We start from the raw sequence: 13,388 nt of genomic DNA, 5'->3' as shown, positions 1-13,388 counted from the left end.
CATGGAGAAGTTTCAGGAAGCTCTGCTCGCCTGGTACCGGGAAAACCCCCGCTCCCTTCCCTGGCGGGGGGAGAAGGACCCCTACCGCATCCTGGTGGCCGAGGTACTCCTCCAACAAACCCGCACCGCCCAGGCCATCCCTTACTACCACCGCTTCCTTGCCCGTTTCCCTACCCTGAAGGCCTTGCGGGAGGCTTCCTTGGAGGAGGTGCTTAAGGCCTGGCAGGGAGCGGGCTACTACCGCCGGGCCCTTCACCTCCACCGCCTGGCCCAGGAGGTGGAGGCCCTGCCCCGCAGCTACGCCGAGCTTCTTAAGCTTCCCGGCCTGGGTCCGTACACGGCGGCGGCGGTGGCCTCCCTGGCCTTTGGGGAAAGGGTAGCGGCGGTGGACGGAAACGTGAGGCGGGTGCTTTCCCGGGTTTTTGCCCTGGAAAACCCTGCCCCCAGGATGCTTCGAAACCTGGCCCAAGGCCTTCTGCCCCAAGGGGAAGCCTCGGGGGAGTGGAACCAAGCCCTCATGGACCTGGGGGCCACGGTGTGCCTACCCCGGAGGCCCCTTTGCCCGAAGTGCCCCGTCGCCCCCTTCTGCCAGGGGCGGGTGGACCCGGGGCGTTACCCAGGGGCCAGGAGGCGAAAAGTGCGGGAGGAAGCCCTGGCGGCCCTGGTCCTTTGGGGGAGGGAAGGGGTTTACCTGGAGAGGCTGGAAGGGCGTTTCGCCGGGCTTTACGGGGTGCCGCTCTTTCCCCAGGAGGAACTTCCCCGGAGGGTGCGAAGCTTTGGGGTGGATCCCCGCTTCGCCGGGGAGGTGCACCACACCCTCACCCACCGCAGGCTGCGGGTGGGGGTGTACGTGGCTCCTTGGGATGGGGAAGGGGCGGCTTCCCGAAGGGAACAGCTTGTGGATCCGGGGGAAAAACCCCTACCCAAGCTCATGGAGAAGGTGCTCCGCCAGGCGCAGGCCTTCTTGGCTCATGAGGGCATACTCTCCTTCCCGCACGCAAAGGCCCACGGCGTAAAGCCCTTCTAGCCTCTTCAGGCGGAAGGTGGCCTCCTCCCACTCCTCCGGCCGGAAGGCATGGTAGGAAACCCCGTAGCCGGGGGTGCCAGGGGTTTCGGGTACCTGGCCCTCCCGCTGCTCAAAGCCAAAGCCCAAGGCCTGGAGGTGAAGGAAGAGGTCCGGGTAGCTGGCCTCGGAGAGCCGGCCTGCTTCCTCTTCCACCTCGCCCATGCGGAGCCTGGCCCCCAGAAAGCTTCCCACGGCCAGCACCACCCGGGGGGCCTTGGCGGGGGGGCCTTCCCAGGTGGCTACCCCCACCACCCTATCCCCCTCGAGGAGGAGCTCTGTGGCGGTGGCCTGGAAAAGATGCAGGTTGGGCTGGTTTTCCAGGAGGTACTTGGCCCGGGCGTGGAAGGCCCAAAGCCGGGGATCGGCCGGGTGGTAGACTTGGGCCAGGAGGCTCCCCTCCGGGAAAGGGGGCTTTGGGGGCAAAAAGGGCATCATCACCGAGTCCAGGCTCTGGGTGAGGAGGCCCACCCGCACCCCCCTTTGCGCTAAACGGTAGGCGGCCTCGCTCCCCGCAAAGCCCGCCCCCACGATGAGCACCTGGTAATCCTGCATGGCAGGCGGAAGGATTTAAAAAAAGGCCCTCGAGGGGCCTTAAACCTAGCCCTTTGGGCTGGCATGGCGGGCCGTGAAGGACTCGAACCTCCAACCCCCGGTTTTGGAGACCGGTGCTCTGCCAGTTGAGCTAACGGCCCCCGCCTTCCGGGATTGTAGCACACCCCCGGGAAAAGGCCAAGGGGCTGTATTCGGCCAGCACATTTGAGACAGCTTGGGGAACCGACCCCTCCCGTATCTTAGCCAAGAACTCCAGGGGGGCAAGGCCACCCAGGGCCATGTGGGGTCTCCTGCGGTTGTAGTAGTCCAGGTAGGCATTAAGCTCCACCTGTAGCTCGCTAACCCTCGTGGGCAAAGGTCGGGTGTAAAACTCATCCCTAAAAGTCCGTTGCAGCCGCTCCACGTGCCCGTTAAGCCTAGGACTCCGGGGAGGCAGCACAAAAAGAGCGATGCCCAGGCCTTGGCACGCCATCTCAAACTCCGCCATGAACTCGCTACCCCCATCCACCTGCACCGCTCGGATGGGGAAAGGCGCCTGGGCCACCAGTCGGGATAGAAACTCCCCTGCCAGCCTCGCCGTGGCCCGGCTATGCACCTCCCCCAGGGCATACCGGGTAAACAGGTCCACCGCCGAAAAGTGCCGCACCACCTCCCCAGGCCCCAGGCTCACCATCAGGGTGTCCACCTGGATGAGGTCCCCAGGGGCTTGCGGTTGATATCCCCGGGGCTTCCGTCGGGCGTAGGGTCTCCTTGGCCTTCCCCTTCCCTTTCCCCTTCCCCTCCTGGCCAAAAAACTGGCCACGCTCTCCACCCGTCCGCTCCCCTCCAGGTAAGCCAGGATACGCCCCACCGTGCGTTCGCTCACCGAAAAACCCTCCTTCCGGAGGGTCAGCCAGATGGGCCACCGCCCTAAGGTGGGGTTCGCCCTCCGGAGAACCTCTACCCTGACCAGGAGCTCAGGTTTCCACTGCACCTTTCCCCGTGTACGCTTGGGGCGGCGGGACTTGGGCTTTAGTCCGGCTAGGCCCCTCTCCCTCAAGGCCCTTTCCCAGCGGTAGTAGGTGGCCCGGCTGATGCCCAAAAGCTCCTGAATCTCCCCCCAGCTCCTCTTGCCCTCCCGCAGGGCTTTCACCAACTTCACCTTGCGCAGGCGTCCCTGGACATCCGGGTCGCCTGCCCCGGCCTCGGCCAGTCTTGCCCCTTGGCTAGCTCCTTTCCATATCGTTCGGCCAACCGTGGTAAGCTGCATATGGGGAACCTCCTCTCTCGGGTCGGTTCCCCATCTTTTTATCCCATTCAGCGTCTCACATGTGTCTGTCCGGGTTCAGGGGCGCTTCCTGTAGAATGGGGCCATGCCCCGCAGGTTGGCCCTGGCGGTCCTATGTTTGCTTTTCCCCTGGGCCCTGGCCCAGGTGAGCTCTCCCCAAGGGGGCTCTTTGGAAGGGCCTGCCCTATCGCACACCGTGGCCCCAGGGGATACCCTGTTCTCCATCGCCCGGCGCTACGGCACCACGGTGGAGGAGCTCATGCGCCTCAATGGCCTGGATACCTTCCTCATCCAGCCGGGGCAGGTGCTCAGGCTTCCCCAAGGGGGGGAGCGCATCCACGTGGTGACCCCCGGGGATACCCTTTTCTCCCTGGCGCGCCGCTACGGCACCACGGTGGAAGAGCTCATGCGCCTCAACGGGTTTTCCACGCCGGGGCTTAAGGTGGGCCAGACCCTGAGGATCCCGGCCCCCAGGGGGGAGGATGGATCCAGGGGGAAAGCCTCCCCGGAATCCCCTCCCTCGCCCCAGGGTGGAGGCCATACCCGTGACCCGGGGGAATCCCCCCTGGGGGTGGGCGAGGATTACGACCCGGAAAGCCCGCTTCTCAAGATCGTCCTCCGCTACCTGGGGGTGCCCTACAAGTACGGGGCCAACTCGCCCACCTCCCTGGACTGCTCAGCCTTTGTAGCCCAGGTCTACGCCGAGCTGGGCATAGCCCTACCCCGCACCACCCGGGAGCAGTTTCAGGCCTTTCCCGCCGCCGAGTCCTTGCGCCCGGGGGACCTGGTCTTCTTCAGCTTTGGGGGAAAGGATATAGACCACGTGGGCCTCTACCTGGGCCGGGGGGTCTTCGCCCACGCCAGCAGCTACGGGAGCCGGGTGGTGATCGAGAGCCTCGAGGCTCCCTTCTACCAGAAGGCCTACCGGGGTGCCCGGCGGGTGGTGCAGGAGGCCTTGAGATAGGCTGCGCCGGGGTTCAGGGCCAGTCCTTCATCTCCCCCCGGGCCTTCCTTAGGGCGGTGAGGAGGGCCTCCCCTGGGCTTCCTTCCCCTCGGAAGGCTTCGGTTTCCCGCTCCAGCCAGGCCTCCCCCTTGCGGAAGAGCACGGCCCGGGCTTCCCCCAGGGCCTCCGCCAGCAGGGCACCCAGGGAGTAGAAGGGGGCCCCGGGAGGTAGGTCCGGGTCCAGGCCCTGCCGGGCCAGGGCCCGGCCGTAGGAAGTTTCCCTTTCCTCCATGGTTCCCCCTTGGGCGAAGTACCGCCTCAGGACCCTTCCCCAGTCGCCCACCCGGCTATAGGGGGCCATGGCCTGGAAGGCGGCCTCGAGGTCCTCTGGGCTGTAGGGCCGGTACCGGTTTTCGTGCACCACCAGGCTCCTGGGAAGCCGGGGCCTGGGGGGGCCTTCCTCATCCGGAACGCCCACCGCCAGGCCCACCGCGGGGATGACCCCTCTGGGAAGCTCCAGGAGGTTGATGAGCTCCTCCACCCCGTTCAGCACCCCTCCGATGAAGCAGACCCCGTAGCCCAGGGCCTCGGCGGTAAGGGCCAGGTAGCTGGCGGCAAGCCCCGCATCCAAGAGGGCAAAGTGCAAGGCGGTTCTGGGCCAGAAGGCCATCCTTTCCCCCCGGTGGGCGAGAAGCCTTTCCAGGCGATGGACGTCCGCCAGGAAAACGAAGAACTCCGCCGCCTGGCGGATGTGCTCCTGGTTACCGGAAAGCTGGGCCACCTTGTCCCTTAACTCGGGATCCGTTACCCGGATGGCGCTATACAGCTGGGCGCTGGCGTCGGTGGGGGCTCTTTGCAGGGCGAAGAGGAGCTTTTCCAGGTCTCCTTCAGGGATGGGCATCGGTTTGAAGCGGCGCACGCTCCGCCTTTGGGCCAGGATGGGAGAGAGGTCCAGCGGCATCCCCTTAACTATAGCCCGAGCCAGGCCAGATAGGCCCGCCACAAGGCTTCCCCGTAGAAGAAAGCCACAATCCCCCCCAGGGCCAGGTAGGGGCCGAAGGGGATTTTCCGTTGCCGGAAGGCCAGGCCAACCAGGGCCCCGAAGAGCACCCCCAGGAAAAGGGCGAGAAGGCTATAAAGCCCAAGCCAGGCCCCAAGGGCCCCAAGGAGCTTCACGTCCCCGTAGCCCATGGCTATGGGCTCTTCCTCCGTTTCCCCTTGGGGCTTGAAGGCCCAGTAAAGCCCTCCCGCCAGGGCCAATCCCCCTGCCGCCAGGAAGGACCCTTTCAAGGTGCTGAGGAGGTCGGCCCCCAGGTAGGGGGCCAGGATCCAGGCCAAGGGCAGAAGGGGAAGGGTGATCCGATCGGGGAGCACCACGGGTTTTCCCGTGCGCCCCGAAAGGGCCCAGGTGAGGAAGGCCAGGGCCATGCCCACCCCCGGGCCCAGGAGGGCACCGAAAAGGGCTGCCATGTGCACCTGGTGGGGTCCCACGGGCACCTCCGCCCTGGCCTCGCGGAAGCGCCTCAGGAAAAGCCCTCCGTACCCTGCCACCAGCCCCAGGACCCCGGCGGCGATCAAGGCCCCGTCCAGGGCCTCGGCAAAGGGTCGGGGGAAGGAAAGGAGGTAGGCGGAAAGGAGCCCTAGGAAGAGGAGGCCGTAGGTGAGGGTATCGGGAAGCTCAAAGGTGTCCAGGTCAAGGAAGGAGAGGGCCACCAAGAAGGCCAGGAAGGCGAAAACCAGGAGGGCCTCCACCCCTGGGGGATAAAAGCGGCTGGCCAGGAGAAAAAGCCCCCCGGTCAGGGCCTCCACCAGGGGGTAGCGGGGGGAGATGGGGCTTCGGCAGTAGCGGCACCGCCCCTTAAGGAGGAGGTAGGAGAGGATGGGGACGAGGTCCAGGGGGCCCAAAGGGTGGCCGCAGTGGGGGCAGCGGGAGGGAGGGAAAGCGATGGACTCCTTCCGGGGGATACGGTGGATCACCACGTTTAAGAAAGACCCCACCACAAGGCCCAAAAGCAGGGCGAAGAGGGACCACATAGGGGCATTCTACGGTGGCCCGGCTTTCACAGGGTTTTGGCGGAGAGGTGTAGGATTTTCCCGTGACGCCCGAAGCTGCCTACCAGAAGCTCTTGGAGTTTCAGAGGGAAACCGCCTACTTGGCCTCTTTAGGCGCCCTTGCCGCCTGGGACCAGCGCACCATGATCCCGAAGAAGGGGCACGAGCACCGGGCAAGGCAGATGGCCGCCTTGGCCCGCCTCCTCCACCAGCGGGCCACCGACCCCAGGGTTGGGGAATGGCTTTCGGCGGTGGAGGGCTCCCACCTGGTGCAGGATCCCCTATCCGATGCGGCGGTCAACGTCCGGGAGTGGCGGCAGGCCTACGAGCGCACCCGGGCCATTCCCGAGCGGCTCATGGTGGAGCTGGCCCAGGCGCAAAGCGAGGCGGAAAGCTACTGGGAGGAAGCCCGTCCCAGGGACGACTGGCAGGGGTTTCTGCCCTACCTGCGCCGGGTGTTTGCCCTCACCAAGGAGAAGGCGGAGATCCTCTATAGCCTTCCCGTGGCCCCCGGGGACCCGCCCTATGGGGAGGTTTACGATGCCCTTCTGGACGGGTTCGAACCGGGGATGCGCTCGGGGGAGCTTCTGCCCCTTTTCGCCCAGCTGAGGGAGGGGCTTCAGGGGCTTTTGGATCGGATTTTGGGAAGTGGGAAGAAGCCGGATACCGGCATCCTGCACCGTTCCTATCCCAAGGAGGCCCAGAAGGCCTTTGCCCTCGAGCTTCTCGCCGCCTGCGGCTACGACCTCGAGGCGGGCCGCCTGGACCCCACTGCCCATCCCTTTGAGATCTCCATCGGGCCCGGGGACGTGCGCATCACCACCCGCTACTTCGAGGACTTCTTCAACGCCGGCATCTTCGGCACCCTGCACGAGATGGGCCATGCCCTCTACGAGCAGGGCCTGCCCAAGGAGCACTGGGGGACCCCAAGGGGGGAGGCGGTCTCCCTGGGGGTTCACGAGTCGCAAAGCCGCACCTGGGAGAACCTGGTGGGCCGCTCTCTGGGTTTTTGGGAGTGGTTTTTCCCCCGGGCCAAGGAGCACTTCCCAAGCCTCCGGGACGTGGCCCTTGGGGATTTCCACCGGGCCATCAACGCCGTGGAGCCCTCCCTCATCCGGGTGGAGGCGGACGAGGTCACCTATAACCTCCACATCCTGGTGCGCCTGGAGCTGGAGCTTTCCCTCTTCCGGGGAGAGCTTGCCCTGGAGGACCTCCCCGGGGCCTGGGCGGAAAAGTACCGGGCCTACCTGGGGGTGGCTCCCAGGGACTACAAGGACGGGGTGATGCAGGACGTGCACTGGTCCGGGGGGCTTTTCGGCTACTTCCCCACCTACACCCTGGGCAACCTCTACGCCGCCCAGTTCTTCCAAAAGGCCCAGGAGGAGCTTGGGGACCTCGAGGGCCAGTTCCGCCGGGGGGAGTTCCATGCCTTTTTGGACTGGACCCGTAGGAACATCCACGCCGAGGGTAGCCGCTTCCGCCCCAAGGCCTTGGTGGAGCGGGTGACCGGCACGCCCCCCAGCGCCCGGCCCTTTCTGGCCTACCTGGAGGAGAAGTACCGGGCCCTTTACGGTTTCTGAGGGCGGGACCAGGTGGGGAGGAGGGCCAGGAAGAGGAGGACGCTGGCCGCCCAAAGCGCTCCCTCCCCCCGCCTCGTCATCTCCGCGAAGAACCCGGCCACGGCAGGTCCCACCGCCTGCCCCAGGGCGAAGGCGGCCGTGGAAAGCCCCATGGCCCGGGGCCAGGCGGAAGGGGGAAGGAGGGTGCGGAAGGCCTGGGTGAGTGCGGTGATCACCCCCAGGAAGGAGAGGCCGAAGAGGAGGGCGCTTAGGGCGGGAAGGTGCAGGGCCAGGGGTGGAAGGCTTCCCAGGAAGAGCACCAGAAGCACGTGGAAAAGCCCTTTTCTCCCCCCTACCCGCTCCACCCAGGGCCCCCAGACGGGTCCGGTGAGAAGGGCTCCCAGGCCCAGGAGGCCGAAGAGGACCAGGGAGTCCCCCACCACCGCCGCCACGAAGGTCATGTAGCCGATGTACCCCGCCCCGTAAAGGCCGTAGGCCAGGAGTAGGGGAAGGATGGGCCAGAGGCTTCCCTCGCCCTGGACGGGGGGTGGGGGTTCTTTCAGAAGAGGCCAGGAGAGGAGGGCGGGCAGGCCCAGCAGGAGGCTATACAGGCCCAGCCTGGCCCAGGCCCCCGTGGGCTCGGCGGCTCCCCATAGGAGCCACGGGGCCAGAAGAAGCCCCAGGCCCACGCCCCCATAGTAGATCCCCAGGGATCGCCCGGAGCTACCCAGGGCCATGAGGAGGGCCGCCCCTCCCACGAAGACCAGGGCGCCCAGAAAACCCTGGAGAAACCGCAGGCTGAAGACCAGGGGGAGGTTTTCCATCCCCGTGAGGGCCAGGATGGGGCCCTGCAGGAGGAGGGCCAGAAAGAACCCTTTCCGGTAGCCCACCCGGCCCAGGAGGCGGTGGCTGAAAAAAGCCCCCACCAAATAGCCCAGGGTGTTGGCGCTTCCCAGGATCCCCACTTGGACGTAGGAAAGCCCCCAGGCGCTTTGCATGAGGGGCAGGACCAGGGCGTAGGCGAACCGTCCCAGGCCCAGGGCCAGGGCGGGTCCCAGGGCGAGGAGGACAAGCCTAATAGCCATGCAAAAGCCCCAGCTTCTTGGCCCGATGTACCGCCAGTTTGAAGAGGAAAAGCCCCAGGCCCAGGTAGAGGAAGCCGTTCAGGAAGGCCAGAAGCAGGAACAGGGGGTCCAGGGGGGCTCCTTCCGCCAGCATGCTCCGGGCTAAGGCGGCCCCGGGAACCATGGGCAGGAGGAGAAAAAGCCCCTGGCCTGGGGCTTGCAGGAGAAAGAGCAAGAGGAACTGGGAAAGGCCCAGAAGCTGGCCGATGCGCTTGTATAAAAGGGCCAGGCTGCCCATGGCAAACCCGAGGCCATACCCCCCCAGGAGAACGGCCAGGAAGGGGAGAACCACCCAGGGATTGAAGGAAAGGCGGGCTCCCGTGAGGGCCATGAGCACCAAGGCGATGAGAAAGACCAGGAGCCCCTGGATGAGGAGCCCGGAGAGGTTACGCACCAGAAAAAGGGGAATCGGCCCATAGGGGGTAAGGAAGACCTGCTCCAGGGTGCCTGTCTGGGCCTCCTCGGTGAGGCCAAAGGAGAGGCTGCTATAGGAAAGCAGGGTGAAGGACCAGAGCAAGTACCCCACCAAGACGGCTTCCAGCCTGCCCCCAAACTCTGCCCCCGGCCCGGCCAGAAAGCGCGCTCCCAGGAAGAGGAGGTAGAAGATGAGGCTTAGGCTGACCACCGCACCCAAAAGTTCCAGGGGGTAGCGGCGCAGGGCCAGGAGGTGCCGCCAAAACTCCGCCAGGAACAGGTCAAACATGGTTCACCACCTTCAGGAAAACTTCCAGGAGATCTGCCTCGGCCTTGGCCACCCGTTTTAAGGGGAGGGGTTTTACCGCTTCCAAAACCTGCCAGATGGCCTCCCCGTCGCCGCGGAAGAAAAAGGGGTTTTCGCCCTCTATGCCCAAGGCCCGCAGGTGCTGGAGCACCTCGAGGGGAGGTGGTTTTTCCAGCTCCAACACGTAGTATTCCCCGGAGAAACGGGCCAGGAGGCGCTCCTTCGTTTCCTCCAGGATCACCTCGCCCCGGTGGATGATGGCCACCCGGTCGGCCAGAGCTTCGGCCACCTCCATCTGGTGGGTGGTGAGGAGGATGGCCTTGCCCGCCTGGGCCAGGGCCCGGATCTTTTGCTGCATCAGCAGGGCGGTTTCCACATCCAGGCCCAGGGTGGGCTCGTCCAGCAGGAGCACCTCAGGGTCGTGGACCAGGGCCTGGAGGAGGGCCAGTTTCTGCTGCATTCCCCGGGAGAGGTGGCGCACCTCCGTGTGGGCTTTTTCCAGGAGCGCATACTCCTCCAGGAGTTCCAAGGCCCGCTTCCTGGCGGCGGCAAGGCGGAGGCCCCGGGCCACCCCGAAGTAGACCAGGTTTTCCAGGGGAGTAAGCCGCCAGTAGGTGTTGCGGTTCCCCTCCAGGACCGCTCCCAGGTGCTTCAAAGCGAGGGGTTCCCGGAAGGGGTTCTTCCCCAAAAGGCGCACCTCTCCCTCATCGGGAAGGAGGAGGCCCGAAAGCATCTTCACCGTGGTGCTTTTGCCCGCGCCGTTTTTCCCCAGGAAGGCCAGGATCTCGCCAGGTCGTAGGGTAAGGTGGACGTTTTTCACGGCCTCGAGGGCCCCGAAGCGCTTGTGCAGGCCCTGGGCTTCCAGGAAGGGGCGCTCCATCCTAGCCTCCTTTCCGGGTCCAGCGCTCCCCGTCCCGGTCCCGGTACTTGGCCATGGCCTTGAGGAAGGCTTCCTCCAGATCGATCCCCTCCCGGTTGGCCAGGGAGATGAGGACGAAGAGGAGGTCGGCGAGCTCCATGGCCAGATCCCCTTCCTCCTCCCCTGGCTTGGGCGTCTTCCCATGGCGGTGGGCCAGGACCCGGGCCACCTCCCCTAGCTCCTCCGTCAGGCGAGCCAGCATGAGAAGAGGCGGGAAATAGCCCTCCTGGAACTGGCTGATCCAGGCGTCCACCTGCCTCTGGGCTTCCTTTAAGGTGAGGGTTTCCATGGAAAGGAGCATACAATGGCCCCATGAAGGTCTTGGCCCTCATTGCCCACGATGCCAAGAAGGGCGATATGGTGGCCTTTTGCCAACGGCACCGGGAGCTTCTTTCCCGCTTCCTCCTCCTGGCCACGGGCACCACGGGGAAACGCATCCAGGAGGCCACCGGCCTCGAGGTGGAGCGGGTTCTTTCCGGTCCCCTGGGAGGGGATATGCAGATCGGGTCCAGGGTGGCTGAGGGAAAGGTACTTTGCGTGCTCTTCTTCCAGGATCCCCTCACCCCCAAGCCCCACGAGCCCGACGTGCAGGCCCTCATGCGGGTGTGCAACGTGCACGGGGTGCCCTTGGCCACCAACCTCGAGGCGGCGGAGGCCCTTGTTCCCTGGCTAGCTGCCCAGGTGGGTTAAAGAGTCTTGCGGTAGGCCAAGGCCTCGGCCACGTGGTTTTCCTCCACGCTCTCCGCTCCCTGCAGGTCGGCGATGGTGCGGGCTACCCGGAGGAGGCGGTCGTAGCTCCTGGCGGAAAGGAGCATCCGCTTGGCCGCCGCCTGGAGGAGGTTTTCCGCCCCCGAGGTTAAGCGCACGTGCTCCCTCAGGGCCTTTCCCGCAAGCTCCCCGTTGGGCCTGCCCTGCCGGGCGAGCATCCTCTCCCGGGCCCTTAGGACCCTTTCCTGCACAGCCTCGGTGCCTTCCCCTTCGGGGGCGCGGGCGAGCTCGGCTGGGGTTAAGCGGGGCACCTCCACCACCAGGTCAAACCGGTCCAGAAGGGGTCCAGAGATCTTCCCCACGTAGCGCTGGCGGCTTGCCGGGGTGCAGGTGCAGGCCCTTTCCGGGTCCCCGTACCAGCCGCAGGGGCAGGGGTTCATGGCCGCCACCAGGAGGAAGCGGGCGGGGAAGGTGAGGCTGGCCCTGGCCCGGGAGACGGTCACCACCCCGTCCTCGAGGGGCTGGCGGAGGGCCTCCAGGGCATCCCGGGAAAACTCGGGGAACTCGTCCAGGAAAAGCACCCCCCGGTGGGCCAGGGAAACCTCCCCCGGCTTGGGGATGGCCCCGCCCCCGATGAGGCCCGCGTAGCTCACCGTGTGGTGGGGGGCGCGGAAGGGGGGCGTGCGCACCAGGCCTTTAAGGATCTGCCCGGCGGCGGAGTGGATGCGGCTTACCTCGAGGGCGGCCTCCTGGCTCAGAGGGGGAAGCAGAAAGGGAAGGCGCCTGGCCAGCATGGTCTTTCCCGAGCCCGGGCTTCCCACCATAAGGAGGTGGTGGTAACCAGCGGCGGCGATCTCCAGGGCCCTTTTGGCCTTGGCCTGGCCCTTCACGTCCCGGAGGTCCAAAGCCTCCAGGGCGGCCACGGGATCGTCGGGTTCCACCCTTCTGGGCTCCTCTTCTCCCCTCAGGTAGGCCACCGCCTGCAGGAGGCTTTCCGCCCCGTAGACCTCCACCCCCTCCACCAAGGCGGCCTCCTTGGCGCTTTCCAGGGGCAGGAGGAGCTTTTTCCCTTCGCCCAAGGCCCCCAAAGCCAGGTTCACCGCCCCGGGCACCGGGCGCAAGGCGCCATCCAGGCCCAGCTCCCCGGCCACCGCCAGGCCCGCAAGGGCCTCCAAGGGCACCACCCCTTGGGCGGCCAGAAGCCCCAAGGCGATGGGCAGGTCAAAGTGGCTTCCTTCCTTACGGAGTTCCGCCGGGGCCAGGTTCACCACCACCCGGGCCTGGGGGTAGGGGAAGCCCGAGTTCTTCAGAGCGGCCCGGACCCGCTCCCGGCTTTCCTCCACCGCCTTGTCCGGCAACCCCACCAGGGCGTAGCTGGGAAGCCCGGGGCTGACATCCACCTCCACGGTGACGGGAACCGCGTCCAGGCCGAAGAGGGTATAGCTCCGCACCTGGGATAGCATGGAGGAAGTTTAACATGAAACTGTTAGTTTCGCCTAGTACCCCCAGTTTTGCTAACATAGCGTTTGTTGCCTTATGATCGTGCTGGATGCCTAGGGGGTGGCTGGAGCCATATAACAAATACCTTCGTGTGCTACCTCATATCTCCACCCCAGCCATCTTGAGAAGCACCCGGCTCCGAATCAGGTTGTGCACCAGCAGGATGAGATGGACCCGCGCCACCAAACCCCAATACGACCGCACCTCCATCCGGTGAAGCCCCAAAGACCTCACCATCACGCTAAACCGCGTCTCAATCCAGTTGCGCACCCTCCCCATCCAGGCTCGCCACCCCGTCTCCACCACCTTCCCTCCCCTGAGCCGGTAGGGCGGCGTCTTCACCCCCTGGACCCAGCGAAAACCCCGGTCCCCAAGAACCGCAGGCAAACCCTCAAGGACCTCCCTCCCCCAGGTCTCCCGGGCATTCCCGGGCAGAAGAACCCAGCGGAAAAAGAGGCCCCGCTCGTTCATCACCGGCATGAGGGCGTATCCGCCAAAAGCCCCCAGGGGTCCTTTCCCCACCGCGGCCTCAGGGAGGGAGAGGCTGTGGATGCGCTGTCCGTGGGCCAGGGGAATGGGCTTCAGGTCCACCACCTGTAGCAAGCCTTCTCCTCCGGAGAGCCTGAGGGCGAGGTGGGCCAGGAGCCCATGAGCCTTTTGAAGGACCCGGTAGAAGCGGGAGAGGTGGGGGAGGGAGGGGAAGTAAGGCTTCAGGGTAGTTTTGGCGGCGAGGTAGCCTTTGGCGAGGTCCTGGCCCTGGAGGAGGAGGAAGATGGCGAGGGTTAGGAGCTCTGCCAGGGTGGCCTTTTGGTGCTTTTGCTTTTTTGGGAGCTTGTGACCTTGGGCGACGAGGGCCTTGAGTTCGTCATCCACCCAAACGTAGGTGGCTACGAGAAGGGTTTCTGCGTCAAGATAGTAGAGGGGGTGCTCACGGTTTGGATGCATAGCACCCCCTTTTCTTTCACACCCTAGGGGTC

General features: G+C 65.7%; 14 protein-coding genes and 1 tRNA gene. 4 read left to right on the top strand and 11 right to left on the bottom strand.

From position 1 onward, the window contains the following. Nucleotide 1: 1 nt before the first annotated feature. Nucleotides 2-1,027 (top strand): A/G-specific adenine glycosylase, encoded by a 1,026-nt coding sequence (locus tag MI302_RS11120; protein ID WP_239725821.1) that lies wholly within the window; start codon nt 2-4, stop codon nt 1,025-1,027. Here MI302_RS11120 and MI302_RS11115 read toward each other — a convergent pair. From MI302_RS11115 to MI302_RS11105, 3 genes are all read right to left on the bottom strand, one after another. Further along, nucleotides 920-1,618 carry an FAD-dependent oxidoreductase gene (locus MI302_RS11115; RefSeq protein ID WP_239725820.1) on the bottom strand — a complete coding sequence of 233 codons (699 nt, stop codon included), beginning with the start codon at nt 1,616-1,618 and terminating at the stop codon, nt 920-922. The genes MI302_RS11120 and MI302_RS11115 overlap by 108 nt on opposite strands. A gap of 64 nt (nt 1,619-1,682) precedes the next feature. Further along, nucleotides 1,683-1,758 (bottom strand) — tRNA-Trp (locus tag MI302_RS11110). Then, nucleotides 1,749-2,867, bottom strand: a complete 1,119-nt coding sequence (locus MI302_RS11105) for an integrase core domain-containing protein (protein WP_239725819.1) — start codon at nt 2,865-2,867, stop codon at nt 1,749-1,751. The genes MI302_RS11110 and MI302_RS11105 overlap by 10 nt, the downstream gene beginning before the upstream one ends. 103 nt (nt 2,868-2,970) lie before the next feature. Between MI302_RS11105 and MI302_RS11100 the strand changes: the two genes are divergently transcribed. Then, nucleotides 2,971-3,849 (top strand): C40 family peptidase, encoded by an 879-nt coding sequence (locus MI302_RS11100; protein WP_239725818.1) that lies wholly within the window; start codon nt 2,971-2,973, stop codon nt 3,847-3,849. Between the two features lie 13 nt (nt 3,850-3,862). On the opposite strand, the gene MI302_RS11095 is transcribed toward MI302_RS11100, so the two are convergent. Both MI302_RS11095 and MI302_RS11090 read right to left on the bottom strand, forming a co-directional pair. Then, nucleotides 3,863-4,789, bottom strand: coding sequence for a nitroreductase family protein (locus MI302_RS11095; protein WP_370687347.1), 927 nt, complete (start codon nt 4,787-4,789; stop codon nt 3,863-3,865). An 8-nt stretch (nt 4,790-4,797) separates the two neighbouring features. Beyond that, on the bottom strand, nt 4,798-5,862 hold the full coding sequence (locus MI302_RS11090; protein ID WP_239725817.1) for an A24 family peptidase: 1,065 nt from the start codon (nt 5,860-5,862) through the stop codon (nt 4,798-4,800). A 62-nt stretch (nt 5,863-5,924) separates the two neighbouring features. Between MI302_RS11090 and MI302_RS11085 the strand changes: the two genes are divergently transcribed. After that, a complete protein-coding gene (locus tag MI302_RS11085) occupies nt 5,925-7,460 on the top strand; it encodes a carboxypeptidase M32 (protein WP_239725816.1) in 1,536 nt (511 codons plus the stop codon). Here MI302_RS11085 and MI302_RS11080 read toward each other — a convergent pair. Genes MI302_RS11080 through MI302_RS11065 form a run of 4 tightly spaced genes read right to left on the bottom strand, consistent with a single transcriptional unit; the run spans nt 7,448 to nt 10,492 of the window. Further along, the gene (locus tag MI302_RS11080) at nt 7,448-8,524 is read right to left on the bottom strand and encodes a YbfB/YjiJ family MFS transporter (RefSeq protein ID WP_239725815.1); all 1,077 of its coding nucleotides are present in this window, start codon (nt 8,522-8,524) and stop codon (nt 7,448-7,450) included. The two genes, MI302_RS11085 and MI302_RS11080, sit on opposite strands and share 13 nt — an antisense overlap. Beyond that, nucleotides 8,514-9,266, bottom strand: coding sequence for an ABC transporter permease (locus MI302_RS11075; protein WP_239725814.1), 753 nt, complete (start codon nt 9,264-9,266; stop codon nt 8,514-8,516). Before MI302_RS11075 ends, MI302_RS11080 begins: the two co-directional genes overlap by 11 nt. Then, nucleotides 9,259-10,164 carry an ABC transporter ATP-binding protein gene (locus MI302_RS11070; RefSeq protein WP_239725813.1) on the bottom strand — a complete coding sequence of 302 codons (906 nt, stop codon included), beginning with the start codon at nt 10,162-10,164 and terminating at the stop codon, nt 9,259-9,261. Before MI302_RS11070 ends, MI302_RS11075 begins: the two co-directional genes overlap by 8 nt. Before the next feature lies 1 nt (nt 10,165). Next, complete coding sequence (locus tag MI302_RS11065) at nt 10,166-10,492, bottom strand: nucleotide pyrophosphohydrolase (RefSeq protein WP_026328946.1); 327 nt, start codon at nt 10,490-10,492, stop codon at nt 10,166-10,168. Between the two features lie 23 nt (nt 10,493-10,515). On the opposite strand from MI302_RS11065, the gene mgsA reads away from it, so the two are divergent. Continuing rightward, complete coding sequence (gene mgsA, locus MI302_RS11060; protein ID WP_239725812.1) at nt 10,516-10,893, top strand: methylglyoxal synthase; 378 nt, start codon at nt 10,516-10,518, stop codon at nt 10,891-10,893. On the opposite strand, the gene MI302_RS11055 is transcribed toward mgsA, so the two are convergent. Further along, on the bottom strand, nt 10,890-12,374 hold the full coding sequence (locus MI302_RS11055) for a YifB family Mg chelatase-like AAA ATPase (RefSeq protein ID WP_239725811.1): 1,485 nt from the start codon (nt 12,372-12,374) through the stop codon (nt 10,890-10,892). The genes mgsA and MI302_RS11055 overlap by 4 nt on opposite strands. 136 nt (nt 12,375-12,510) lie before the next feature. Continuing rightward, nucleotides 12,511-13,356: a transposase gene (locus tag MI302_RS11050; protein ID WP_038032087.1), complete on the bottom strand. Its 846-nt coding sequence runs from the start codon at nt 13,354-13,356 to the stop codon at nt 12,511-12,513. Nucleotides 13,357-13,388 lie beyond the last annotated feature (32 nt).

It is taken from the genome of Thermus sp. NEB1569, assembly GCF_022385295.1.
GTDB lineage: Bacteria > Deinococcota > Deinococci > Deinococcales > Thermaceae > Thermus > Thermus scotoductus.
The sequence above is the reverse complement of the archived record's forward strand: the minus strand, read 5'-3'. Positions and strand labels throughout refer to the sequence as shown.

Excerpts from the sequence above, each read along its gene's own strand:
- MI302_RS11120 (WP_239725821.1), top strand. The coding sequence starts at position 2 with ATGGAGAAGTTTCAGGAAGCTCTGCTCGCCTGGTACCGGGAAAACCCC.
- MI302_RS11115 (WP_239725820.1), bottom strand. The coding sequence starts at position 1,618 with ATGCAGGATTACCAGGTGCTCATCGTGGGGGCGGGCTTTGCGGGGAGC.
- MI302_RS11105 (WP_239725819.1), bottom strand. The coding sequence starts at position 2,867 with ATGCAGCTTACCACGGTTGGCCGAACGATATGGAAAGGAGCTAGCCAA.
- MI302_RS11100 (WP_239725818.1), top strand. The coding sequence starts at position 2,971 with ATGCCCCGCAGGTTGGCCCTGGCGGTCCTATGTTTGCTTTTCCCCTGG.
- MI302_RS11095 (WP_370687347.1), bottom strand. The coding sequence starts at position 4,789 with ATGCCGCTGGACCTCTCTCCCATCCTGGCCCAAAGGCGGAGCGTGCGC.
- MI302_RS11090 (WP_239725817.1), bottom strand. The coding sequence starts at position 5,862 with ATGTGGTCCCTCTTCGCCCTGCTTTTGGGCCTTGTGGTGGGGTCTTTC.
- MI302_RS11080 (WP_239725815.1), bottom strand. The coding sequence starts at position 8,524 with ATGGCTATTAGGCTTGTCCTCCTCGCCCTGGGACCCGCCCTGGCCCTG.
- MI302_RS11075 (WP_239725814.1), bottom strand. The coding sequence starts at position 9,266 with ATGTTTGACCTGTTCCTGGCGGAGTTTTGGCGGCACCTCCTGGCCCTG.
- MI302_RS11070 (WP_239725813.1), bottom strand. The coding sequence starts at position 10,164 with ATGGAGCGCCCCTTCCTGGAAGCCCAGGGCCTGCACAAGCGCTTCGGG.
- MI302_RS11065 (WP_026328946.1), bottom strand. The coding sequence starts at position 10,492 with ATGGAAACCCTCACCTTAAAGGAAGCCCAGAGGCAGGTGGACGCCTGG.
- mgsA (WP_239725812.1), top strand. The coding sequence starts at position 10,516 with ATGAAGGTCTTGGCCCTCATTGCCCACGATGCCAAGAAGGGCGATATG.
- MI302_RS11055 (WP_239725811.1), bottom strand. The coding sequence starts at position 12,374 with ATGCTATCCCAGGTGCGGAGCTATACCCTCTTCGGCCTGGACGCGGTT.
- MI302_RS11050 (WP_038032087.1), bottom strand. The coding sequence starts at position 13,356 with ATGCATCCAAACCGTGAGCACCCCCTCTACTATCTTGACGCAGAAACC.